General features: G+C 68.5%; 22 protein-coding genes. 21 read left to right on the forward strand and 1 reads right to left on the reverse strand.

The features are described from left to right. Positions 1-49 precede the first annotated feature (49 nt). From ODI_RS10150 to ODI_RS10200, 12 genes are all read left to right on the forward strand, one after another. Complete coding sequence (locus ODI_RS10150) at positions 50-601, forward strand: DUF2889 domain-containing protein (protein ID WP_067759956.1); 552 nt, start codon at positions 50-52, stop codon at positions 599-601. A 54-nt stretch (positions 602-655) separates the two neighbouring features. Continuing rightward, entirely contained in the window at positions 656-1,816 is a 1,161-nt protein-coding gene (gene sucC, locus ODI_RS10155; RefSeq protein WP_067759953.1) for an ADP-forming succinate--CoA ligase subunit beta, read from the forward strand. A gap of 22 nt (positions 1,817-1,838) precedes the next feature. Beyond that, positions 1,839-2,720, forward strand: a complete 882-nt coding sequence (gene sucD, locus ODI_RS10160) for a succinate--CoA ligase subunit alpha (RefSeq protein WP_067759951.1) — start codon at positions 1,839-1,841, stop codon at positions 2,718-2,720. Positions 2,721-3,089: 369 nt separating this feature from the next. Beyond that, positions 3,090-3,794: a TerC family protein gene (locus tag ODI_RS10165; RefSeq protein WP_067759948.1), complete on the forward strand. Its 705-nt coding sequence runs from the start codon at positions 3,090-3,092 to the stop codon at positions 3,792-3,794. Positions 3,795-3,890: 96 nt separating this feature from the next. Then, positions 3,891-4,598 (forward strand): TerC family protein, encoded by a 708-nt coding sequence (locus tag ODI_RS10170; protein WP_067759945.1) that lies wholly within the window; start codon positions 3,891-3,893, stop codon positions 4,596-4,598. A 3-nt stretch (positions 4,599-4,601) separates the two neighbouring features. After that, a complete protein-coding gene (locus ODI_RS22620) occupies positions 4,602-4,724 on the forward strand; it encodes a hypothetical protein (protein ID WP_269460532.1) in 123 nt (40 codons plus the stop codon). 32 nt (positions 4,725-4,756) lie between these two features. After that, positions 4,757-5,704: a hydroxymethylbilane synthase gene (hemC, locus tag ODI_RS10175; RefSeq protein WP_067759942.1), complete on the forward strand. Its 948-nt coding sequence runs from the start codon at positions 4,757-4,759 to the stop codon at positions 5,702-5,704. A 2-nt stretch (positions 5,705-5,706) separates the two neighbouring features. Beyond that, positions 5,707-6,510, forward strand: a complete 804-nt coding sequence (locus ODI_RS10180; protein ID WP_067759939.1) for a uroporphyrinogen-III synthase — start codon at positions 5,707-5,709, stop codon at positions 6,508-6,510. Between the two features lie 75 nt (positions 6,511-6,585). Beyond that, a complete protein-coding gene (locus tag ODI_RS10185; protein ID WP_067760169.1) occupies positions 6,586-7,821 on the forward strand; it encodes a uroporphyrinogen-III C-methyltransferase in 1,236 nt (411 codons plus the stop codon). 2 nt (positions 7,822-7,823) lie between these two features. After that, on the forward strand, positions 7,824-9,398 hold the full coding sequence (locus ODI_RS10190; protein ID WP_074046867.1) for a heme biosynthesis HemY N-terminal domain-containing protein: 1,575 nt from the start codon (positions 7,824-7,826) through the stop codon (positions 9,396-9,398). 33 nt (positions 9,399-9,431) lie between these two features. Then, positions 9,432-9,968, forward strand: a complete 537-nt coding sequence (ppa, locus tag ODI_RS10195) for an inorganic diphosphatase (RefSeq protein WP_067759936.1) — start codon at positions 9,432-9,434, stop codon at positions 9,966-9,968. Between the two features lie 43 nt (positions 9,969-10,011). Continuing rightward, positions 10,012-10,707, forward strand: coding sequence for a fumarylacetoacetate hydrolase family protein (locus tag ODI_RS10200; protein ID WP_067759933.1), 696 nt, complete (start codon positions 10,012-10,014; stop codon positions 10,705-10,707). Positions 10,708-10,882: 175 nt separating this feature from the next. On the opposite strand, the gene ODI_RS10205 is transcribed toward ODI_RS10200, so the two are convergent. After that, complete coding sequence (locus ODI_RS10205) at positions 10,883-11,671, reverse strand: pyrroline-5-carboxylate reductase (RefSeq protein ID WP_067759931.1); 789 nt, start codon at positions 11,669-11,671, stop codon at positions 10,883-10,885. Between the two features lie 155 nt (positions 11,672-11,826). Between ODI_RS10205 and ODI_RS10210 the strand changes: the two genes are divergently transcribed. From ODI_RS10210 to ODI_RS10250, 9 genes are all read left to right on the forward strand, one after another. Then, the gene (locus tag ODI_RS10210) at positions 11,827-12,468 is read left to right on the forward strand and encodes a pyridoxamine 5'-phosphate oxidase family protein (RefSeq protein ID WP_067759929.1); all 642 of its coding nucleotides are present in this window, start codon (positions 11,827-11,829) and stop codon (positions 12,466-12,468) included. Between the two features lie 134 nt (positions 12,469-12,602). Then, positions 12,603-12,884 (forward strand): hypothetical protein, encoded by a 282-nt coding sequence (locus ODI_RS10215; RefSeq protein ID WP_067759926.1) that lies wholly within the window; start codon positions 12,603-12,605, stop codon positions 12,882-12,884. 5 nt (positions 12,885-12,889) lie between these two features. After that, complete coding sequence (locus ODI_RS10220; protein ID WP_067760167.1) at positions 12,890-14,203, forward strand: hypothetical protein; 1,314 nt, start codon at positions 12,890-12,892, stop codon at positions 14,201-14,203. Beyond that, positions 14,200-14,889 carry a hypothetical protein gene (locus tag ODI_RS10225; RefSeq protein WP_067759924.1) on the forward strand — a complete coding sequence of 230 codons (690 nt, stop codon included), beginning with the start codon at positions 14,200-14,202 and terminating at the stop codon, positions 14,887-14,889. Before ODI_RS10220 ends, ODI_RS10225 begins: the two co-directional genes overlap by 4 nt. A gap of 179 nt (positions 14,890-15,068) precedes the next feature. Then, on the forward strand, positions 15,069-15,608 hold the full coding sequence (locus tag ODI_RS10230) for a hypothetical protein (protein WP_067759921.1): 540 nt from the start codon (positions 15,069-15,071) through the stop codon (positions 15,606-15,608). Continuing rightward, complete coding sequence (gene cpaB, locus ODI_RS10235) at positions 15,605-16,471, forward strand: Flp pilus assembly protein CpaB (RefSeq protein WP_067759918.1); 867 nt, start codon at positions 15,605-15,607, stop codon at positions 16,469-16,471. Before ODI_RS10230 ends, cpaB begins: the two co-directional genes overlap by 4 nt. Beyond that, positions 16,468-17,859 (forward strand): type II and III secretion system protein family protein, encoded by a 1,392-nt coding sequence (locus ODI_RS10240; protein WP_162292298.1) that lies wholly within the window; start codon positions 16,468-16,470, stop codon positions 17,857-17,859. The genes cpaB and ODI_RS10240 overlap by 4 nt, the downstream gene beginning before the upstream one ends. Before the next feature lie 10 nt (positions 17,860-17,869). After that, positions 17,870-19,681, forward strand: a complete 1,812-nt coding sequence (locus ODI_RS10245) for an ATPase, T2SS/T4P/T4SS family (RefSeq protein ID WP_074046866.1) — start codon at positions 17,870-17,872, stop codon at positions 19,679-19,681. Next, entirely contained in the window at positions 19,675-20,520 is an 846-nt protein-coding gene (locus tag ODI_RS10250; RefSeq protein ID WP_067759915.1) for a type II secretion system F family protein, read from the forward strand. Before ODI_RS10245 ends, ODI_RS10250 begins: the two co-directional genes overlap by 7 nt. The last annotated feature ends 30 nt before the right edge of the window (positions 20,521-20,550 follow it).

Here is a 20,550-nt window from a genome sequence, read left to right on the forward strand (position 1 = left end):
CACTCATCGTTTCAGCTTACAGGTCCGCCCACCGCCGCCCGCGTTCGTCATGCCGCTTTCGCCCTCCACCGCCAGTCGCCAGCCGCTGCACACGCGTTGCGTGCGCGTCGAGGCATTTGGCCGTGACGATGGGCTCTGGGATCTGGAAGCCCAGATGACAGACGTGAAGTCGTACGACTTCCCCGGCAGGAAAGGCCTGCACAAGGCAGGCGATCCCGTGCACGACATGCACCTGCGGATCACCATCGACGCCGATTTCAACGTGCTTGCCGCCGAGGCCGCCTACGATGCGGCGCCCTATGGCACAGGCTGCTCCGCCATCGAACCCTCCTATGACGGCCTGGTCGGCCTGAACCTGCTGCGCGGCTTTCGCCAGCGGGTCAAGGAGCGCTTCAGCCGCGAGGCAGGCTGTACGCACATGACCGAACTTGCCGCCGTGCTGCCCACGGTGGCGGTGCAGACCATGGCGAATCGGCGCCGGACAGAACCCCAACCCGAGGACGTGCGTCCCTTCCAGCTGGGCGGCTGCCATGCCTTGCGCCTGGATGGGCCCATGGTCAAGGAACACTATCCCCGCTGGTACGTCGAGCCCACGGGCTAGGCGATGGGGGCCGCTCTTTTGCTTTTCACTCTCCTTCTGACAGACAGGTAACACATGAAAATCCACGAGTACCAAGGCAAGGAACTTCTAAAGCAGTTCGGCGTTCCCGTGCCGCGCGGCATCCCCGCATTTTCCGTCGACGAAGCCGTGGCTGCCGCTGAAAAGCTGGGTGGACCGGTCTGGGTCGTCAAGGCGCAAATCCACGCGGGTGGCCGCGGCAAGGGCGGCGGCGTGAAGCTGGCCCGTTCGCTGGACGACGTGCGCAAGCTGGCCTCGGAAATCCTGGGCATGCAGCTGATCACGCACCAGACCGGCCCGCAAGGCCAGAAGGTCAATCGCCTGTACATCGAAGACGGCGCCGACATCCAGAAGGAATACTACGTCTCGCTGGTCACCGACCGCGGCACGCAGCAGGTCGCCTTCATCGCCTCCAGCGAAGGCGGCATGGACATCGAGGAAGTGGCCCACGCCACCCCCGAGAAGATCATCACCGAATTCGTCGATCCGCTGACCGGCCTGTCGGCCGAGCAAGCCAAGAAGATCGCCGACGCGATCGGCCTGCCCGCCGACTCGACCGCCCAGGCCGTGGATGTGTTCCAGAAGCTCTACAAGTGCTACATGGACACCGACGCCTCGCTGGTCGAAATCAACCCGCTGAACCGTGACGGCAAGGGCAACATCATCGCCCTGGACGCCAAGTTCAACTTCGACTCGAACGCGCTGTTCCGCCATCCCGAAATCGTGGCCTACCGCGACCTGGACGAAGAAGACCCGGCTGAAATCGAAGCCAGCAAGTTCGACCTGGCCTACATCCAGCTCGACGGCAACATCGGCTGCCTGGTGAACGGCGCCGGCCTGGCCATGGCCACGATGGACACCATCAAGCTGTTCGGCGGCGAGCCCGCGAACTTCCTGGACGTCGGCGGTGGCGCCACGGCCGAGAAGGTCACCGAAGCCTTCAAGATCATGCTGAAGAACGAAAGCGTGAAGGCGATCCTGGTCAACATCTTCGGCGGCATCATGCGCTGCGACGTGATCGCCGAAGGCGTGATCACCGCGTGCAAGGCCGTGAACCTGAGCGTGCCGCTGGTCGTGCGCATGAAGGGCACGAACGAAGAGCTGGGCAAGAAGATGCTGGCCGAGTCCGGCCTGCCGATCATCAGCGCCGACACGATGGCCGAAGCCGCCACCAAAGTCGTTGCCGCCGCCAAGTAAGAATTAGCCAAGGAAACTGTAAATGTCGATTCTCATCAACAAGGACACCAAGGTCATTACCCAGGGCATCACGGGTAAGACGGGTCAGTTCCACACTCGCATGTGCCGTGAATACGCGAACGGCAAGAACGCGTTCGTGGCCGGCGTGAACCCCAAGAAGGCCGGCGAGGACTTCGAAGGCGTGCCCATTTTCGCCACCGTCAAGGACGCCAAGGCCGACACCGGCGCCACCGTGTCGGTGATCTACGTGCCGCCCGCGGGCGCTGCCGCCGCCATCTGGGAAGCCGTCGAGGCCGAACTGGACCTGGTCATCTGCATCACCGAAGGCATCCCCGTCCGTGACATGCTGGAAGTGAAGAACCGCATGAAGGCCAAGGGCAGCAAGACCCTGCTGCTGGGCCCGAACTGCCCCGGCCTGATCACGCCCGACGAAATCAAGATCGGCATCATGCCCGGCCACATCCACCGCAAGGGCCGCATCGGCATCGTCAGCCGTTCGGGCACCCTGACGTACGAAGCCGTGGCGCAAGTCACCAACCTGGGCCTGGGCCAATCCAGCGCCGTCGGTATCGGTGGCGACCCCATCAACGGCCTGAAGCACGTCGACGTCCTGAAGCTCTTCAATGACGATCCCGACACCGACGCCGTCATCATGATCGGCGAAATCGGCGGCCCGGACGAAGTGGCCGCCGCCGAGTGGGCGAAGGACAACATGAAGAAGCCGGTGGTCGGCTTCATCGCCGGCGTCACCGCGCCTCCCGGAAAGCGCATGGGCCACGCCGGCGCGCTGATCTCGGGTGGTGCCGACACCGCCGACGCCAAGCTGTCCGCCATGGAAGCTTGCGGCATCCGCACCACGCGCGATCCGTCCGAAATGGGCAAGCTGCTGAAGTCGGTGCTGTAACAGGCACGGGCTTGCCGTGACCGGCGCGCCAGCAGGCGCGTCGGGTCACGGCGCCAGGCACGATCCCCACCCCGCCAAGCAGGCGCATGCCTGTCTGGCGGGGTGTTTTGTTTTCAGCGCACGTCCTGTCGTCATGGGTACCGATGCCGTGCCGCCCAGGCCCCACGGGCCTTTTCACGTTTTCCGCATTCAAGCAAACGTCAGGTGGGGAAAGCTGCCTGAAACTACAATGACAGGAAAGTCGACACAAGAACGACACAATCATTCCGTCCGCAACAATCGCCACCCTCGGCTCGCGCAAGGCGATGGACGTCCGGCAACCACGCGCCTTTGCGTCTGCCCATACCTATATATTGGAACCGAGGGAAAATGGAACTGTCTTCCACCGCTTTCTGGATCGCCCTGATCCAGATCATCTGGGTCAACATCCTGCTGTCCGGCGACAACGCCGTCGTCATCGCGTTGGCCGCGCGCGCATTGCCACAACACCAGCAACGCACCGCCATCGTGGCGGGCTCGGCCGCCGCCATCATCATGCGGATCGTGCTGACGCTGGTGGCCGCCCAGTTGCTGCTGCTGCCGTGGCTGAAGGTCGTGGGTGCCATCCTGCTGGTCTATATCGGCGTGAGTCTGCTCATGCCCGAAGGCGAGGAAGAGGGCGGCGGCGCCAAGCAGGGCACGCTGTGGACGGCGATCCGCACCATCATGGTGGCGGACCTGGTGATGAGCCTGGACAACGTGGTGGCCGTGGCCGCCGCCGCCATGGGCGACACGACACTGCTGGTGGTGGGCCTGGCCATCAGCATCCCGCTGGTCATCTTCGGCAGCTCGCTGCTGCTCAAGATCATCGATCGCTTCCCGCTCATCGTCTGGGTCGGCGCCGCGCTACTGGGCTTCGTGGCGGGCGAGATGTTCGTCGGCGACCCCGCGCTGGACGCGCCGCTGCATCGCTTCGATGCCATGCTGGGCATCTCGCATCACACGCTGTCGCTGGCTTCGGGTGTGGTGGGTGCGCTATTGGTGCTGGGGCTTGCTAGGGTTTTCCTTAAAAATAAGCAGAAAGTCGAAGGCTGAATGAAAGCTGAACTACAATCCTCGGCCTCGACATAGCGAGAGGCGCCAAATTCCCGGCGCCGCCGTTTTTTTTCAAAGCCGTAGGGGGAGTTCAAAGTGCTAGAGTTTTTCCAGACCCTGAGCTGGGCAGCAGTGTTCCAGATCATCCTGATCGACATCCTGCTGGGGGGCGACAACGCCGTCGTGATCGCGCTGGCGTGCCGCAACCTGGCGCCCAAGCAGCGCATGCAGGGCATTCTGTGGGGGACGGCGGGCGCCATCATCCTGCGCGTCATCCTGATCTTCTTCGCGCTGACGCTGCTGACCATCCCGTTCCTGAAGATCGTCGGCGCATTGCTGCTGGTGTGGATCGGCGTGAAGCTGCTGATTCCGGAAGATGACCATCACGACAACATCAAGGGCGGGTCTTCCATCCTTGCGGCCATCAAGACCATCATCGTGGCCGACTTCGTGATGAGCCTGGACAACGTCATCGCCATCGCCGGCGCGGCGCAGAACGCCCACGCCGACCACCAGCTGGGCCTGGTGATCTTCGGTCTGGTCGTGAGCGTGCCCATCATCATCTGGGGCAGCACGCTGGTCCTGAAGCTGATCGACCGCTTCCCGCTGGTCGTGACTTTCGGCGCTGCACTGTTGGGCTGGATCGCCGGCGGCATGCTGATCACCGATATCATGATCGAGCGCAACTTCGGCGTTCAGCCGCTTGTGGTCAAATTGACGGCTGAAGTCATCGGCGCCGTGCTGGTGGTCCTCCTGGGCCGCTACCTGGCTAGCCGCAAGAAAACCGCCGTCACGGAAGCCTGAGTCATGAGTCTGCGCAAGTCCTCCCAGCCCCACCAAGCCGAAACTGGTCTTAGCCTGTTGGGAGGCTTGCTCGTGCTGGCGGTGATCGGCATCGCCGTCGCCGTCGCGGCCCAGTTCCTGATCTGATCGCCAGAACAGAAGCCGTGTCCGTGCCAGCATTGCCAGACCCGTCACGCTTGGTTATTGCGACCCGCGCGAGCCGGCTTGCCCTGTGGCAAGCCGAGCACGTGCGGGATCGCCTGCTGAAGCTGTATCCGAACTGCGAGGTCGAGCTGCTCAAGCTCACGACCCGTGGTGACCAGATTCTCGACCGCACCCTGTCCAAGGTGGGCGGCAAAGGCCTCTTCATCAAGGAGCTGGAAACAGCCCTGCTGGACGGCCGCGCGGATCTCGCCGTGCACTCCCTGAAGGACGTGCCGGTCGATCTGCATTCTCCTTTCTCCCTGACCGCCGTGCTGCAGCGCGCCGACCCGCGCGACGCGCTGGTGTCCCCGCGCCATGTCTCGCTGGCCGAGCTGCACGATGGGGCCGTTGTCGGCACGTCCAGCCTGCGCCGCGAGGCGCAACTGCGCGCCCGCCATCCTGGCCTGGTCGTGCGGCCGCTGCGCGGCAATCTCGACACCCGGCTGGGCAAGCTCGACGCGGGCGAGTACGACGCCATCGTGCTGGCCGCAGCGGGCCTGGAGCGCCTGGGCCTGGGCCATCGCATCGCTGGCCGTCTTTCTCCCGAAGACAGCCTGCCGGCCGCGGGGCAGGGCGCGCTGGGCATCGAAGTCCTGGAGACCCGCGATGACCTGCGCGCCTGGCTGGCGCCGCTGGCCTGCGCCGAGACGACCGCCTGCGCGCTTGCCGAGCGCGCGGTGTCTCGGGCCCTGGGCGGTTCCTGCCAGGTGCCGCTGGCGGCCTACGCGGAATGCGAGGCCGGGCAGTTGCACCTGCGAGCCCTGGTGGCATCGCCCGATGGCCGGGCCATCCTGCGCGCCGAGGGGAATGGCCCCGTGGCCCAGGCGCAGGCCCTGGGCGAGGCGGCGGCCCGCACCCTGGTCGAGCAGGGCGCCGACCGCCTGCTTGCCGGCCTGATCGAACCCTCGTCGCCGGACGCCTGAGCATGCAGGCGTCGCGCCTGGCCGTGCTGACCCGTCCGGCAGGGCGCAACGAGGCGCTGGCCGAGCGCCTGCGCGCGCAAGGCTGGGAGACGCTGGCGCTGCCCGCGCTGCGCATCGTGCCGCTGGTGCCCCAGCCCTTGCCGCGGCCCGCCGATTACGACGTGGTCGTTTTCGTCAGCGGCAATGCCGTAAGGCATTACTTCTCTTCCCTTGCACAGACACCCGGCACACCCGTGTGGCCTGCCGCCACGGCGGCCGCCGTCGTGGGAGAGGCCAGCGCAGCCGCGCTGCGCGCCGTGCCGCGCTGGCCGGCCGGCGCGGTGCTGCTGCAGCCCGCCGAGGGCGCCTCCCAGGATTCCGAGGCCTTGTGGGAGGTCTTGCGCGCCCGCCCGGCCTCGCGCCGCGTGCTGATCGTGCGCGGCACCGAAGGGCGGGACTGGCTGGCCGAGCAGTTGGCCGGGCAGGGCGTGCAGGTGGACATCTGCGCCGTCTATGCGCGACAGCCGGAAACCTGGTCCCCCGGGGCCCTGGCGCGCCTGCACGAGGCTGCCCGCGACGGCCAGGCCGCGCACTGGCTCATCACCAGTGCCGAGAGCCTGCAAGCCGTCACCCGGCAGCTCGAACAGGCGGGCCTGCAGGCCTGGTTCGCGGCCTGCCCCGGCGTCACCGTGCACCCGCGCCTGGCCGATCTGTGGCGGCGATACGCCGCTGATACCATCGGACATGACGAGGCCTCGCGGGCGATGGTACAAATCAGCATGCCTGCCGACGAAGCGCTTGCCCGGGCGTTTCCCCAGCAGAACTGAAGGTGGGCCTGATGCGCGGGGCGCATGGCGTCTGGCCGTGCGCCGTTGGATGGCCGCAACGACTACAATCGCGACATGACTGACAAGACTCCAGATACGACTCCGGGCGCCAAGCCGTCCGTGCCGAGCCCTACGCCAGCCAGCACGGCCCCCGTGCCGCCGCCCCCGCCGCCTGCCGCGCCTGCTTCACCGCCTGCCGGCAAGAAGCCCGCGCCCGTGCGCAAGTCCTCGTCCGGACTGGTCTTCATGCTGCTGATCCTGGGCGTGCTGGTGGTCGCCATGGCCGCCGCGCTCTGGTATCAACGCCAGCAGTCCGAGCGCACCACGCGTGAAATCGCCGCGCGCCTCGATACCCTCACCAGCCAGTTGAACCAGGCCCGCAACGATGCGCGCCAGGCCATCACGCTGGCGCAGACGCAAGGCTCGCGCCTGGCCGGCCTGGAAACGGCCGTGCAGGACGCGCAGACCCAGTTCGACTCGCTGGAGCAGACCTGGCAAAGCTTCAGCGACAGCTCCGCCGGCGACGCCGTGCTGCTGAACGACGTGGAACGCATGCTGGCGCTGGCCAGCCAGCAACTGCGTCTTGCCGGCAACGTCAGCAATGCCATCGTCGCGATGGAAACGGTGCAGGCCCGCCTGGCGCGTGCCGACCGTCCGCGCCTGGCTTCCCTGCAGCAGGCCGTGAATGGCGACCTCGATCGCCTGCGCGCCGTGCCGCTGGTCGACGTGCCCGCCGTGTCGGGCCGCATCGACCGGCTGATCGACCTGGTTGGCCGGGCCCCGCTGCTGGTGCCCGACGCCGCCGCGCCCGAGGTCACCAGCGCGCCGATTTCCTCGCGTGAGCCCGGTCCGCCCGTGGCGGGCCGCAGCGAGCCCGACATCGCGGCCGATGCGCCGTGGTGGCAGCGCACCCGTGCCGAAATGGGCCTGTGGTGGGGCCAGGCCCTGCGCACGCTGGGCGGCGAGTTCGGCGATCTCATCAGCATCCAGCGCGTGGGCAATCCCGATGCGCTGCTGCTGTCGCCCGACCAGGGCGCGCAACTACGCGGCAACCTGCGCATGCGTCTCCTGACCGCGCAACTGTCGCTGCTGATGCGCCAGTCCGATGTCTGGACGAGCGAACTGGACACCGTGGAGCGCGCGCTGGCTGGCCAGTTCGACACCCATTCGGCCGATACCCAGCAGGCACAGCGCCTGGCGCGCGAACTGGCGGCCACCCGCATCGCGGTCAGCGTGCCTGACCTCGCCGACAGCCTGAGCGCACTCGAAGCCGTGCGAGCCGCCGGCAACGGCGCGGCCCGCGGAGAATAAGCATGCGTACGTGGTTCTGGACGCTGTTGCTGGCCGCCGTGGCCGTCGCGCTGGCCGTGTTCCTGCGCGAACACGAAGGCAATGTACTCATCCTGGTTCAGCCCTGGCGCATCCAGGTGTCGCTGACCTTCGCCGTCCTGCTGATCGTCGGCGTCTTCCTGGCGCTGTACATCGGCCTGCGGCTGCTGGCCTGGCTGCTGTCCATTCCCAGCCGGGTGCGTGCCTGGCGTGGCCGCCGTGCCCAGGTGCGCGACCATGAGCTGCTGGAGCGCGGCTGGATCGGTTTCCTGGAAGGCCGTTACGCCCATGCCGAGAAAGACCTGACCCGCCTGCTGGGCCAGACGCGCGCGCAGAACCGCAAGGTGGTGGCGGCGTTGTCGGCCGCGCGCGCCGCGCATGCGCTGGCCGAGTTCAGCCGCCGCGACGAACTGCTGGCCCAGGCGCGTGACCACGCCGATGTCGATGCGGGCCTGAACGAAGCCGTGGCCACCGTCGCCGCCGACATGCTGCTGGAGCAGGGCAAGGCCGAAGAGGCGCTGGAGCTCTTGACGCCGCTGCAGGACGGCGGCGCCCGCCACCTGCACACGCAACGCCTGCTGCTGCGCGCCCACAGTGCGCTGGGCCATGACGAACAGACCTTCTCGCTGTCGCGCAGCCTGTTGCGCCGTGGCGTGCTGCCCGCCGCCGAGGGCCGCGTGCTGCTCGAAGGCGCGGCCGCGGCGCGCTTGCGGGCCGCCGGCCCTGGCGACGCCTGGCGTGCCGTCTGGAAGGACCTGAAGAGCGACGAGCGCGCATTGCCCGAAGTGGCGCTGGCCGCCGCCGTGCGTTTCGAGGCCGATGAACAGCCCGACGAAGCCGCCCGCGCGCTGGAAGCCGCCATTGCCGAGAAGCAGGACACGCGCCTGGTGCTGGCCTATGCGCGCTGCGAGCCCGCCCAGGTCAAGCGCCGCCTGGCCAAGGCCGAGGAATGGCTGGCGCGCAACCCGAATGATCCCGACCTGCTGTGTGCGCTGGGCATGCTGTGCCTGGCCGGCCAGATCTGGGGTCCGGCCGAGCGCTACCTGCTGCGCAGCCTGAAGTACCGTAACGATCCGCGCAGCCATGCCTTGCTGGGCATCCTGTACGACCGCCTGGATCGTCCCTCGGATGCCACGCGTCACTGGCGCCTGGCGACTGTCGCCGGCATGCCGCTGCCGGTGCTGGCTTCCGACGGCTCGCTGCCGGCCGCCGACACGGGCGCCGACCCGCTGGGCCTGGACGCCGAAGGCATGGACTACTACCTGGCCGAGCCCGTGCCGTCGGAGTTGCCCGAAGCGCTGCCAGAGCCCGAGCCCCTGGAGGCCGCGAGCGCGGCCGACTACGTGCTCGATCCCGATGCGCGCACGCATGGCGAGGCCGGCGCGGCCGCGCCCGCCACGGCGCCGGTGCGCCGCCTGGACGACGACCTGGACGAGTACTTCGACAGCGCGCCCATCCCGGGTGTGAACTTCGACGATGGCGACGACCACGCGCCCGCGGAGGGCAAGCCGGGGCAGGGTGGCGCGTCCGGCGCGTCCTGGTCCTCGCCCAAGAACTGAATCCCCTTACCCTGATATATACAAGGTCGAACAATGAGTCTTGATCGTGTCGCCGCTGGCAAGAACCTGCCCGACGAATTCAACGTCATCATCGAAATTCCCGCCAATGCGAATCCGGTGAAATACGAAGTGGACAAGGAAACGGGCGCCGTTTTCGTTGACCGCTTCATGCTGACCGCCATGCACTATCCGTGCAACTACGGCTACATCCCGCAGACCCTGTCCGACGATGGCGACCCCGCCGACGTGCTGGTCATCACCCCGTTCCCGGTCGCCATCGGCGCGGTCATCCGCTGCCGTCCGCTGGGCATCCTGCACATGGACGACGAAGGCGGCGGCGACGCCAAGCTGATCGCCCTGCCGGTCGACAAGCTCTACCCGGTGTACCGCGACATCAAGCGTCCGGAAGACCTGCCGGCCGAAGACCTGGCCCGCATCCAGCACTTCTTCGAGCACTACAAGGATCTCGAGAAGGGCAAGTGGGTGAAGGTCAAGGGCTGGGGCGGCCTCGATGAAGCCCGTGCCGAAGTCCAGAAAAGCGTCGCGGCCTACCAGGCCGCCAACAAGTAATCGACAGCATCCAGCGATAGAAGACCCGGAGGAGACAGGCAGCATGGCTTTCGTCATTGATTCAGTTCAGCAGGTGTCGGTGCCCGTCGCGGGCAGCGACAAGCGTTTCCCGGTGCGCCGCGTGTACTGCGTGGGCCGCAACTATGCCGAGCACGCGAAGGAAATGGGCTTCACCGGCCGTGAAGACCCGTTCTTCTTCTCGAAGCCGGCCGATGCGATCCTGGCCGTGCCGCAAGGCGAGACGGGCAAGATGCCTTACCCCCCCAAGACGTCCAACCTGCACTACGAAATGGAGCTGGTGGTCGCGATCGGCAAGGGCGGCAAGGACATTCCCGTCGACCAGGCGCAAGCGCACGTCTGGGGCTACGCACTGGGCCTGGACATGACCCGTCGCGACCTGCAGGCCGATGCCAAGAAGCAGGGCCGTCCGTGGGAAACCGCCAAGGGTTTCGACCTGAGCGGCCCCATCGGCCCCATCCATCCGGTCTCGGCCACCGGTGTCATCGACAAGGCGGCCATCACGCTGGACGTCAACGGCACGCGCCGCCAGGTCAGCGATATCGACCAGCTGATCTGGAACATTCCCGAGACCATCGCCTATCTGTCGGGCCTGTTCGAACTGGCGCCTGGCGACCTGATCTTCACGGGCACGCCGGAAGGCGTGGGCGCCGTGGTGCAGGGCGACGTGCTGGTCGGCAAGGTCGATGGCCTGGGCGAACTGCGCGTGCAGATCGTCTGAGCGGCACGGTCTCTTCGTTCGTGGAAACGCCGCCTTCGGGCGGCGTTTGCGTTGGCGAACCGTGTTGCTGCCGAGCAGACCAGGGAGCAGTCGCCTCCGGTTCGCCAGGCCTGCTGGCGATGGTTTGTCGCAGCCTGCCTGATGGGCCGCGCCATCGCGGTTGTGTAGATCCCGTTTAGCGTTCCGGGCTCGTCCCCTGTCCGCTGATGCGGGCCAGGACCGATTGCATGGCATGTGCCAGCGCTGTCGATCCGCCTTGCGCCGTGAACTGCGCGTGCAGCTGTTCGTTGATGCCGCCCGCCGTCGAATGGTCGGCGCGCAGCACCGACAGCTCGCGGTCCGGGTGCCGGCGCGCCACGTCCGTCACGCTGCCCACCAGGGATTCGACATAGCTGCGGGCGGCCTCGGGCGCCATGCCTTGCCCGGCCAGCCAGCCCGAGGCCGTCTCCAGCAAGCCGAAGAACGTACCCATCAAGGCGCTGCCCACGCCCGCCAGTTCGTACTCCGCCTGGGTCGAAATGGGGACCGCCGTGCCCAGCGCGTCGAACAGGGCCATGACCTGCGGCGTGGGCGGAAACACCGCCGTCACGCCCTGCTGCTGGGCGACGAAGGGCAGGGGAATGGCCTGCGTCAGCGTCACGTCCGGTCCTACCCAGCCGCGCAGGGTCTCGGCGGACGTCGCCGCGATCAGGCTCACGACCTGCTGCCCAGCGCGAAAGCGCAGCGCACCCAGCACCTCGGCGGCGATCTGGGGGCGAACGGCCAGGAACACCGTGTCGGCGCCATCGATGACGGCCTGATTGCCGTCGGCGATGCGCACGTGCGCGTGGCGTTCGGCCAGCCGCGCCGCGATGTCCGCATTGCGCGGCGAGACGAGGATGGCGGAGACCGGGTGCGCCGTGCCGGCCAACCCGTCGATGATGGCTTCGGCGATGGTGCCGGTGCCGATGAATCCGAGTGTCATGGGGCTCCTTTGCGTGCTTGGCTTCAGGCAGGGAGGATAGCCCGTATGTCCTGCCCGGGGCTTTTCGCTCAAGCTGCCACGCGGGCCAGGAGGCGTGCCTGCCGGATATGATGGCTCACCGTCAGGCAGGACGGATTCAGGAAGGATGAGCCATCGTGAGTGAAACACCACCGCCACCGGGCAGCGCCCACCCAGTCACGGACCTGGCCGCATTGGAGGCCTTGTACGGCACCCCCGCCGCCGCATCGATCAGGAAAGAGATCGACTATCTGCATCCGCATTACCAGGCCTTCGTGAAGGCCGCGCCCTTCGTGGCCCTGGCGACCCAGGGCCCTGACGGCCTGGATGTCTCGCCCCGGGGCGACCCCGCGGGCTTCGTGCACCTCCACGACGACAGGACGCTGCTGCTGCCCGACCGCCGCGGCAACAGCCGCATCGACAGCCTGCGCAACATCGTGCACGACCCGCGCGTGGCCCTGCTGTTCCTGATTCCCGGTGTGGGCGAAACGCTGCGGGTGAATGGGCGGGCGGTGATTACCACGGATCCCGGCTTGCTGGCGCGCTTCGCGGTGGCGGGCAAGCTGCCCTTGTCGGTCCTGGTCGTGCACGTGGAAAAGGTGTTCTTCCAGTGCTCGCGCGCGGTGCTGCGCGCCAGGCTCTGGGATCCGGCAGTGCAGATTGCGCGGACGGCGCTGCCGAGCACCGGGACGATCCTGCAGGACTTGAGCCAGGCGGAGATCGACGGGAAGGCGTACGACGCGGCCTTGCCCGGGCGGGTGAAGGCGACGATGTATTGATGCCGCCGGGCACGAGGGGGACGAGGTAGGCGCGAAGGCCGGACGTTCCCACCCATCACGGCTTTCGCGCATGGCGCGCCGGGCTTGGCACGGCCAGACTGGCTCCTGCACATACCGTGCAACGGGAGCCCATCATGACCTCAGTCCAGCTGCATCCTTTTGTTCATGCCCGCCGCCGCCAGTCCGGCCAGGGGATGACCGAGTACATCATCGTCGTCGCCCTCATCGCGGTGGCGGCCATCGCGGTCTATCAACTCTTCGGCCAGGTCGTGCGCTCGCAGACCGCGGCCATGGCCCGTGAACTGGCGGGGGAAGACGGCACGGCCCAATCGCGTGCCGCTGCCCAGGCGGCTGGCTCGGCCGCACGCCAGACCAGCGAGCGCACGCTCAAGTCCTTCACCGGCAACGGCAAGTGATCGCCATGCGCGCGCGCATGGACCGCATGGCTGGCCAGGCCCTGCCGCTGGCCTTGTTGCTGGCGGCTGCCATTGCCGTCATGTGGCGTCATCTGCACGAGGTGGGCACGACCGCCGCGGCGCGCACGCAGCTCACGCACGCCGCGGATGCGGCGGCCTACAGCGGCGCGGTGGTGCAGGCCCGCGGCCTGAACCTGCTGGCCACGATGAATCGCGCGCAGGTGGCCCACCAGGTCGCCATGGCGCATCTCGCGACCCTGGCAAGCTGGGCGCAGTTCGGCGCGGCGCAGGCGGAACGTGGCGGCAGGGGAAACCCGCCGTCGGTGCTGATCGGCATGCTGTTCGGGCCGTCCCATGCAACCGGGTATTCCGCCGCGCGCGCGGCGCGTTCCTTCGGCAGCCTGAGCCAGCCCGGGGGCGGCTTTGCCCAGGCCCAGGCGCGACACGAGGAAACCGTGCATGTCATCCTGGAGCAGGCACGCCATGCTGTCGCCAATGACCTGGGGCGCGCGCGAGACGCCGCCATCGCGGCCGTGCTCGCGGCGAACTATGCCGCGACGGCAGGCGAGCCTTCATTCACCGTCAACGACGACACCTTGCCAGGCAAGCTGGTGCACCATGGCGCGTCGCCGCGTGGCGACCTGCGGGCGATGGTCGAGCTCGCGGTGTCACCCTATGGCTTCCTGAAAGCCAGGAATGACACCGCCCGCAACCCCTGGCCGGTGTCCAGGCAATGTCCGTGGCTGCGCCATGAGTTGCGCCGCCGCGGAGACACCCGGTTCGGGCTGGACGGCCGCTGGCAGGCGCACGACACGCTGTCGTTCCACGCCTTGCGCAGCAACCGCCGCATCGGTTGCTATTTCCGCGAATACGCCATGGGCTGGGGGCGTGTATCGGTGCGCGATGGCGAGCCGCCCGGCTTCGTGTTCCATGATGATCCTCCGCAGGATTTCTCCGAACAGGATTTCTGGCGCTGGGTCAGGGCGGCAACCGATTGGGGCCTGCTGGATGGCCGCGACAACCGCCTGGCGAATTCCTATGCGGTCTTGCGCGGCAGCCGCTGGGCGGCGCGGGGGCTGCCGGGTTTCACGGACCTGCGGCGCCAGGGCGATGGCGCGCAAAGCCTGTCCTTCGGCTTGCGGGTGGTGTTGTCCGTGCCGGGCAAAGGCGCGGGCGGCGTGTCTGCCGTGACGGTTCACAGCGCGGCCCAGACCGACTTCCTGCGTCCCGGCCGGCGTGCGGACGGCCGTCATGAATTGCCCAACCTGTTTCACCCTTATTGGCAGGCCAGGCTGCGTGAAAGCGGGGAGCCGACATGAGCGGCCATGCATTGCGCCAGGAAGGGCAAGCCCTTGCAGAGGGCCTGGCCATGCTGCCACTGCTGGCGCTCCTGTGGGTGGGTGTCACGTGGACAGGCCAGGGCTTGCGGGCCGGCAGCGTGGCGCAGGATGCGTCGCGGCATCTGGCTTTCCTGGCGGCAGCCAGGCAGGACACCCAGCGTCCCGCTGCCGTCGCCGTCGATGCGTCCTCCTGGCAGGGAGCGGCGCTCGTGACCCAGGCAGCGGCGTCACGCCTCGCGCCGCTCGGCAATGGCGCCCAGGCTGGCGGGGACCATCCGCATGCTCGCCGCTTGCGTGAGGAATGGCAGGCCGCGGACGCCGGGCTGCTGCGCAGCGCTGCCACCGCGACATTCCAGCCCTTGCTGGGCGCGCGAGGCGGATTCCTGCCCCAGGCTGCCACGACCTTGCGGCGAGAGACCTGGCTGCTGACGGGCGCCGCGCACAGCGGCTCCGATGCCTTGGCGCAGGCAAGAATCGCGGATTCCGCGCTGGGGTGGGGCTTTGCCGCCAATCTGACGGCGCAGCAGGGTCGGCGCGTGGCCGACGTCATGCGGCGCGTGGATCGTCCGTGGGGGCGGCCGCAACCCGATTTCGATTGGCTGCAACCTTGGCGTGGCGCGGTGCCACAGGCGGTGCTGCGACGCGGCGGAGGGAGCGGAGGATGAGGGGCCTGAGCAGGAAAACGTCCAGCCGTCATGCACGCGCATCGGGCCGGAAAGGGCTGGCTTCGACAGGGCTGCTTTGCCTGGCGGCGGCGCTTCCCGGCATCGCTGCCGCCGCGCCGGTGCTGCAAGCGGGGGCGACGCGCCTGGCCTTGCCGGCGGATAGCGAGGTCCAGCCAGCCATGACGCAATGTTGGCAGGGAAAGTCCCTGTGGCGCCAAGCCTTCCTGGCACGCCGCTCCGTGGATGGCTTGCTTTCCGCGTGGCGGGCGCAGGCGCCGGCGGGGGCCGACCTCTTCATCACGCCTGGCCTGGCCACGCTGGCCTGGTATGCCGCGCCCATGCACTGGATGGTCCAGTTGTCGGGGCGGGGCAAGCACGCCGTCGGACAGGTGTCCGGCATGAGCCTGACGGGCCAGTGCGACAGCAGCCTGGGGATAGCAGGCATGCCGGGACGGTTGGCCCTGTTGCAGCGGCAAGAGGAAGGCGAACGCGTGGCATTCGTGTATCGCGACCCCCGGCCCTTGCCAGGCAGCCTGGCCGACGTGCGCGAATCGATGGCAGGCGCGGGATGGATGCCGCTGCAGGGGGGCACGGGCGTGTCTTCCGCCGAGGTCGATCATTGGCGGCGGTCCGGCATGGCCCTGACCGTCGTGGCCGTGGCCCATGAGGGGGGCAGCGGCTATGTGGCGGTCATGGCCCCGGCGGAGGGGGCGCCATGATGCGCTGGCCAGTCACCGCCCCGCGGCATGCGCGCAGCGTCGTCCTGTTGTTGCTGGCGATCGCTGCCGCGGGCGTGGCAGCCTGGGCGGCTCGTGCCCACATCCAGGGCACGGTTGCCCGGATCGAGGCGCAGAACCGGCGCGAGTGGGTCGCGCGCATCGTGGCAGACCAGGACCTGATGCCAGGCTTGCGGCTGGATGCCTCGCATCTGGCATTGCGGGATTTTCCCGCGGACGCGGTGCCGGCGGCGGCGTTGCCGGCGCAAGCCCTGGGTGCCTTGGAAGGACGGACCCTGGCACACGGCGTGCCGGGTGGCGATGCCGTGCTGTGGGCGCATCTGGCGGATGAAACGCCCAATGCCCTGTCTGCGATGCTGGCACCGGGCCGCCGCGCCCTGACGCTGACGCGTGACGATCTTCGGCTGCCGGGCGGCTTGCTGGCGCCGGGCGATGCGCTCGATATCTACGTGGCCTTCGACCACGATGACCGGCGCGTCACCATGCCCCTGCTGCAGGCCGCGCGCGTGCTGGCGGTGGGGGATTGGCTGCTTTCCGATATGCCAGGTCCTGGCAGCGAGAGCGGCACGCTGACACTGGACCTGAGCCCGGACGACGCCGTCCGTGTGCTGGCGGCCCGCCAGGAAGGTGAGCTGACCGCCCTGTTGCGGCATGCCAGGGACGCCGCGCCCGCCGCGGCGGGCGCGCGGGGCGGCCTGGCCCGCGTGCTGGGGATGCCCCGGCCGCCCGCGCCGCCGCCCGTGCCCGTGGTGATCTATGGCGACGCCATGGGGGCGCTGGACGCGGCCTTGCCGCTTGCGGACTGGCCCGGGGAAATGCCGTCGTCCGGGACGGGCAGGCCATGATGCGCCGATTGCCCAGGCATGCGTGGCAGGGATGCGTGGCGAGCCTGCTTGCGCTGTGGAGCATGCAGGGAGCGGCCGCCCAGGGTGGGCCCGCCGCGGACACGCAGGCCCTGTCGCTGCAGGTGGGTGAAACCCGCGTGCTGGATGTGCCTGGCGTGCGCCGCGTGACGGTCGGACAAGGCGACGTGCTGAGCGCGGTCACCGCCGACGGCCGCGAAGTGGTGGTGTTCGGGCGCCAGTCAGGCACGACGTCCCTGCACATCTGGAGCGGCCAGGGCAGCAGGCAGGCCTATACGGTGGAGGTCGCGCCCGCCGGCATGCGGCGCGTGCAGCGTGAGCTCGATGCCCTGCTGGCCCGCGTGCCCGGCGCGCGCAGCAAGACGGTGGGGGAAAAGATCGTCATCGAGGGCGAGGATCTTTCCGATTCCGATCAGGCACGCATCGCCGCGCTGGCGCAGCGTTATCCCGAGATCGTCGACTTCACCAGCCGGGTCGGCTGGGATCGCATGGTGATGCTGGACGTGCAGGTCATCGAGATCCCCACCGCGCGCCTGCAGGAGCTGGGCCTGCGTTGGGATGCGGCCAGCCTGGGCGGCATCCAGGCGGGCGTGGCCTGGGAGGCGGGCGGATCGCGCTTGCTCGAACGGCCCGGAGAGGTCGTGTTGCCCGCGCCTTTCCCCGCGTCATCGGCGCGGGGCTACTTCGGGGTCGATGCCATGTTGCCGGCGCGTCTGCACGCGCTTGCCCAAAGCGGCGAAGCGGTCATCCTGGCGCAGCCCCAGTTGCTGGCGCGCAGCGGCGCCACGGCCAGCTTCCTGGCGGGTGGCGAGGTGCCTTATGTCAGCACCGACCAGGACGGGCGCAGCAATACCGTTTTCAAGCCTTATGGCGTGTCCTTGCAGATCACGCCGCAGGTGGATCGCAGCGGCACGGTCCGCTCGCGCATCGATGTCGAGGTCAGCGCGGTCGATGCCGCCATGACGACGCCTTCCGGTCCCGCCTTGACCACGCGCCGCGCGGCCACGGAATTCAACGTGCGATCGGGGCAGACGCTGGTGCTGGGAGGTTTCCTTTCGCGGGAGCAGTCCCGCGAGCGGCATGCCGTGCCGGGGCTGGGCAGCCTGCCCATCCTGGGCGCGCTCTTTCGTTCAGAGCGCTTCCAGCGCCGCGAAACCGAACTGGCGATCTTCGTCACGCCGATCGTCGTGTCGGCCTCGCATCCGGATCTCGCCGAACGCGTCAGGTTGGGACGGGAGGCGCTGCAAGACGCGTTTCCCGGGCCCGCCAGGCTCAATACCGAGCTGCGCCCGGCCGAAGACCGTCCAGGCTGGAATCCCTATACAGGGCCGGGGACCCAATGGTCCGGCCAGGACGCGCGCTTGCGCTAGGAGTCATGCCATGTTGAGGATTCACCAGCACTTCCAGGACGGTAGCCGGCACACCCTGTGCGTCGCGTCTCCCGCCACGATCGGGCGCGATCCCTCCTGCGCGATCCGCCTGCGTCACTGGCGCGTGGCGCGCCTGCACGCCCGGCTGAGCCGAAGCGAGGCGGGCGTCGTGCTGGAGGACCTCGGGTCGCTGGCGGGCACCCACGTCAATGGACGCCGGGTGGCCCAGTTCGCGCCGATTGCGCGCCGCGATCAGGTACTGATCGGATCCTGCCTGTTCGAGGTGGAGGTCGTGGAGCAGGGGGAGTCCGCTGCCCCGGCCAGGGAAACCGTGCCGCACGCGTTGTCGGTGATGCCGCAGGGAAACGAGGGGGGGCTGGCGGCGACCGAGCAGAACGGGGACGTGGATGGGGGCGCTGTGTGGGGGACTGACGCCGTCGTGCCGGGTATCCTGCCGCAAGCCCCCGAGTTGCCTCAAGGAAGCGCCAGCATGGCCGATGCCGCGGCCGGCACTCGCGCCTTGCACGCGGCCTTGAGGCAGGAGTTGCGCGCGGCGCTGCTGCACGCGCTCGACCTGCGGCGGCGGGACGTCGCAAACATGTCCGATGCCATGCTGCGCACCGAGGCCAGCCAGCTGCTGGCGCAGATCGTCGCCCAGCGGGTGGCGGCGGGCGCCCTGATTGCGCCGGGCGTGCCTGGCGAGGTGCTGGATGAAACCATAGGCCTGGGGCCGCTGGAGCCCCTGCTGGGCGATCCCGCCATCACGGAAGTCATGGTGAACCGCTACGACGAGATCTTCGTCGAGCGCGCGGGCACCTTGCAGCCGCACGAGGCTTTCTTCAGCAGCGAGCAGTCCTTGCTGGGCGTCATAGAGAAAATCGTGGCTCCCTTGGGACGCCGGATCGATGAGAGCTCCCCGCTGGTCGATGCCCGGCTGCCGGATGGCTCCCGCGTGCATGCGGTGATCCCGCCGGTCGCGCTGAAAGGCGCCGCGCTGACGCTGCGCAAGTTTCCCGTCCGCCGGCCGGGCTTGCAGGACCTGCTGGCCGGTGGCGCGCTCGATGCCCGGATGGCGAGCTTCCTGTCCTTGTGCGTGGCCCGCCGCAAGAACCTGGTCGTGGCGGGCGGCACGGGGTCGGGCAAGACCACGTTGCTGAACGTACTGTCGCATTGCGTGCCGGAAGGCGAGCGGATCGTCACCATCGAGGATGCCGCGGAGCTGAAGTTGCTGCACGGGCACCTGGTTTCCCTGGAAGCCCGGCCTCCCAACCTCGAGGGCAAGGGCGCGGTCACGATCCGGGACCTGGTGCGCAACGCGCTGCGCATGCGCCCCGACCGCATCATCGTGGGCGAGTGCCGTGGCGCCGAGGCCTTCGACATGCTGGCAGCCATGAACACCGGCCATGAAGGCTCGTTGACGACCCTGCACGCCAACAGCCCGCGTGACGCGCTGGCCCGGCTGGAGACCATGATCCTGATGGCGGGCATGGCCTTGCCCTTGCAGGCGGTGCGCGAGCACATCGCGGCCAGCATCGACGTCGTGGTGCAGCAGACGCGCCTGCCGTCGGGCAGGCGCCTGGTCAGTGCCATCGTCGAGGTCACCGGCATCGAAAGCGGCCGCATCCAGCTGCAGGAACTGTTCCGTTATGACCGCAGGTCGCAGGCCTTCCAGGCTTGCGGCCTGGTGCCGTCGTTCTTCGACGAATGGCGCGAACAAGGCCTGGCCTGCGACGCTCGCCTGTTCTCGGCCGAGACCGCGGCGATGGACGGCGGCTCCCTTGCGTATGCGGGTCCGGGGCATGTGGAGGCTGCGGCATGCTGACCCTCGCCCTGCTCAGCGCCGGGCTGGCGGCGGGACTGCTGGCCTGGTGGGCCTCGCGCTGGCTCAAGCACGGATGGGAGGGGTATCGCGACGCGTTCACCGAAGAGGCCCGCTGGCGGCTGGATGAGTTCTTCGTGTTCGTCGACCCGGGCCAGCTTTGGCTATTGACCGTTGCGCTTTGCGCGGCGGCGGTGGCAGCGGCGTATCTGCTGAGCGGCAGTGTGACGGTGGCCTTGTCGTGCGGCGGGCTGGGCTTGCTGTTGCCGCGCTGGCTGGCCGGGCGTGCGCGCCATCAGCGCCTGGCGCGTTTCGACACGCAGTTGCCCGATGCCCTGCTGGCGCTTGCCTGGTCCTTGCGCGCGGGCGCCAGCCTGCCGGTGGCCTTGCGCTCGCTCATGGAAGAGAGCCAGGCGCCGCTTTCCCAGGAGTTCGCCTTGCTGATGCGCGAGCAGCGCATGGGCGTGTCGCTGGACGCCTGCCTGAGCAACCTGCACAGCCGCATGCCGACCGAGTCGGCGGGGCTCATGTGCGCCGCCTTGCGCATCGCGACGCGCACGGGCGGCAACCTGGCCGATGCGCTGGAACGCATTGCCGCCAACCTGCGTGCCCGCCTGCTCATCCACCGCCGCATCCATGCATTGACGGCACAGGGACGCCTGCAGGCCTGGGTGGTGGGGGCCTTGCCGCTGGTCATCGGCCTGGCCTTGCAGCGCCTGGAGCCCGAGGCGATGCAGGCCATGTGGCAAACACCGGCAGGCTGGGGTGTCCTGGCGCTGATCGTGCTGCTCGAAGTGGTGGGCGTGTGGATGATCCGGCGCGTGATGCGCATCGAGGTATGACATGGCGCCAGATGTTGCGATCGAGGGCGC

The organism is Orrella dioscoreae (assembly GCF_900089455.2).
GTDB lineage: Bacteria > Pseudomonadota > Gammaproteobacteria > Burkholderiales > Burkholderiaceae_B > Orrella > Orrella dioscoreae.

Bases quoted from the DNA above. Each gene is read 5' to 3' on its own strand.
- ODI_RS10150 (WP_067759956.1), top strand. From the start codon at position 50: ATGCCGCTTTCGCCCTCCACCGCCAGTCGCCAGCCGCTGCACACGCGT.
- sucC (WP_067759953.1), top strand. From the start codon at position 656: ATGAAAATCCACGAGTACCAAGGCAAGGAACTTCTAAAGCAGTTCGGC.
- sucD (WP_067759951.1), top strand. From the start codon at position 1,839: ATGTCGATTCTCATCAACAAGGACACCAAGGTCATTACCCAGGGCATC.
- ODI_RS10165 (WP_067759948.1), top strand. From the start codon at position 3,090: ATGGAACTGTCTTCCACCGCTTTCTGGATCGCCCTGATCCAGATCATC.
- ODI_RS22620 (WP_269460532.1), top strand. From the start codon at position 4,602: ATGAGTCTGCGCAAGTCCTCCCAGCCCCACCAAGCCGAAACTGGTCTT.
- ODI_RS10180 (WP_067759939.1), top strand. From the start codon at position 5,707: ATGCAGGCGTCGCGCCTGGCCGTGCTGACCCGTCCGGCAGGGCGCAAC.
- ODI_RS10185 (WP_067760169.1), top strand. From the start codon at position 6,586: ATGACTGACAAGACTCCAGATACGACTCCGGGCGCCAAGCCGTCCGTG.
- ODI_RS10190 (WP_074046867.1), top strand. From the start codon at position 7,824: ATGCGTACGTGGTTCTGGACGCTGTTGCTGGCCGCCGTGGCCGTCGCG.
- ppa (WP_067759936.1), top strand. From the start codon at position 9,432: ATGAGTCTTGATCGTGTCGCCGCTGGCAAGAACCTGCCCGACGAATTC.
- ODI_RS10200 (WP_067759933.1), top strand. From the start codon at position 10,012: ATGGCTTTCGTCATTGATTCAGTTCAGCAGGTGTCGGTGCCCGTCGCG.
- ODI_RS10205 (WP_067759931.1), bottom strand. From the start codon at position 11,671: ATGACACTCGGATTCATCGGCACCGGCACCATCGCCGAAGCCATCATC.
- ODI_RS10215 (WP_067759926.1), top strand. From the start codon at position 12,603: ATGACCTCAGTCCAGCTGCATCCTTTTGTTCATGCCCGCCGCCGCCAG.
- ODI_RS10220 (WP_067760167.1), top strand. From the start codon at position 12,890: ATGCGCGCGCGCATGGACCGCATGGCTGGCCAGGCCCTGCCGCTGGCC.
- ODI_RS10225 (WP_067759924.1), top strand. From the start codon at position 14,200: ATGAGCGGCCATGCATTGCGCCAGGAAGGGCAAGCCCTTGCAGAGGGC.
- ODI_RS10230 (WP_067759921.1), top strand. From the start codon at position 15,069: ATGACGCAATGTTGGCAGGGAAAGTCCCTGTGGCGCCAAGCCTTCCTG.
- cpaB (WP_067759918.1), top strand. From the start codon at position 15,605: ATGATGCGCTGGCCAGTCACCGCCCCGCGGCATGCGCGCAGCGTCGTC.
- ODI_RS10240 (WP_162292298.1), top strand. From the start codon at position 16,468: ATGATGCGCCGATTGCCCAGGCATGCGTGGCAGGGATGCGTGGCGAGC.
- ODI_RS10245 (WP_074046866.1), top strand. From the start codon at position 17,870: ATGTTGAGGATTCACCAGCACTTCCAGGACGGTAGCCGGCACACCCTG.
- ODI_RS10250 (WP_067759915.1), top strand. From the start codon at position 19,675: ATGCTGACCCTCGCCCTGCTCAGCGCCGGGCTGGCGGCGGGACTGCTG.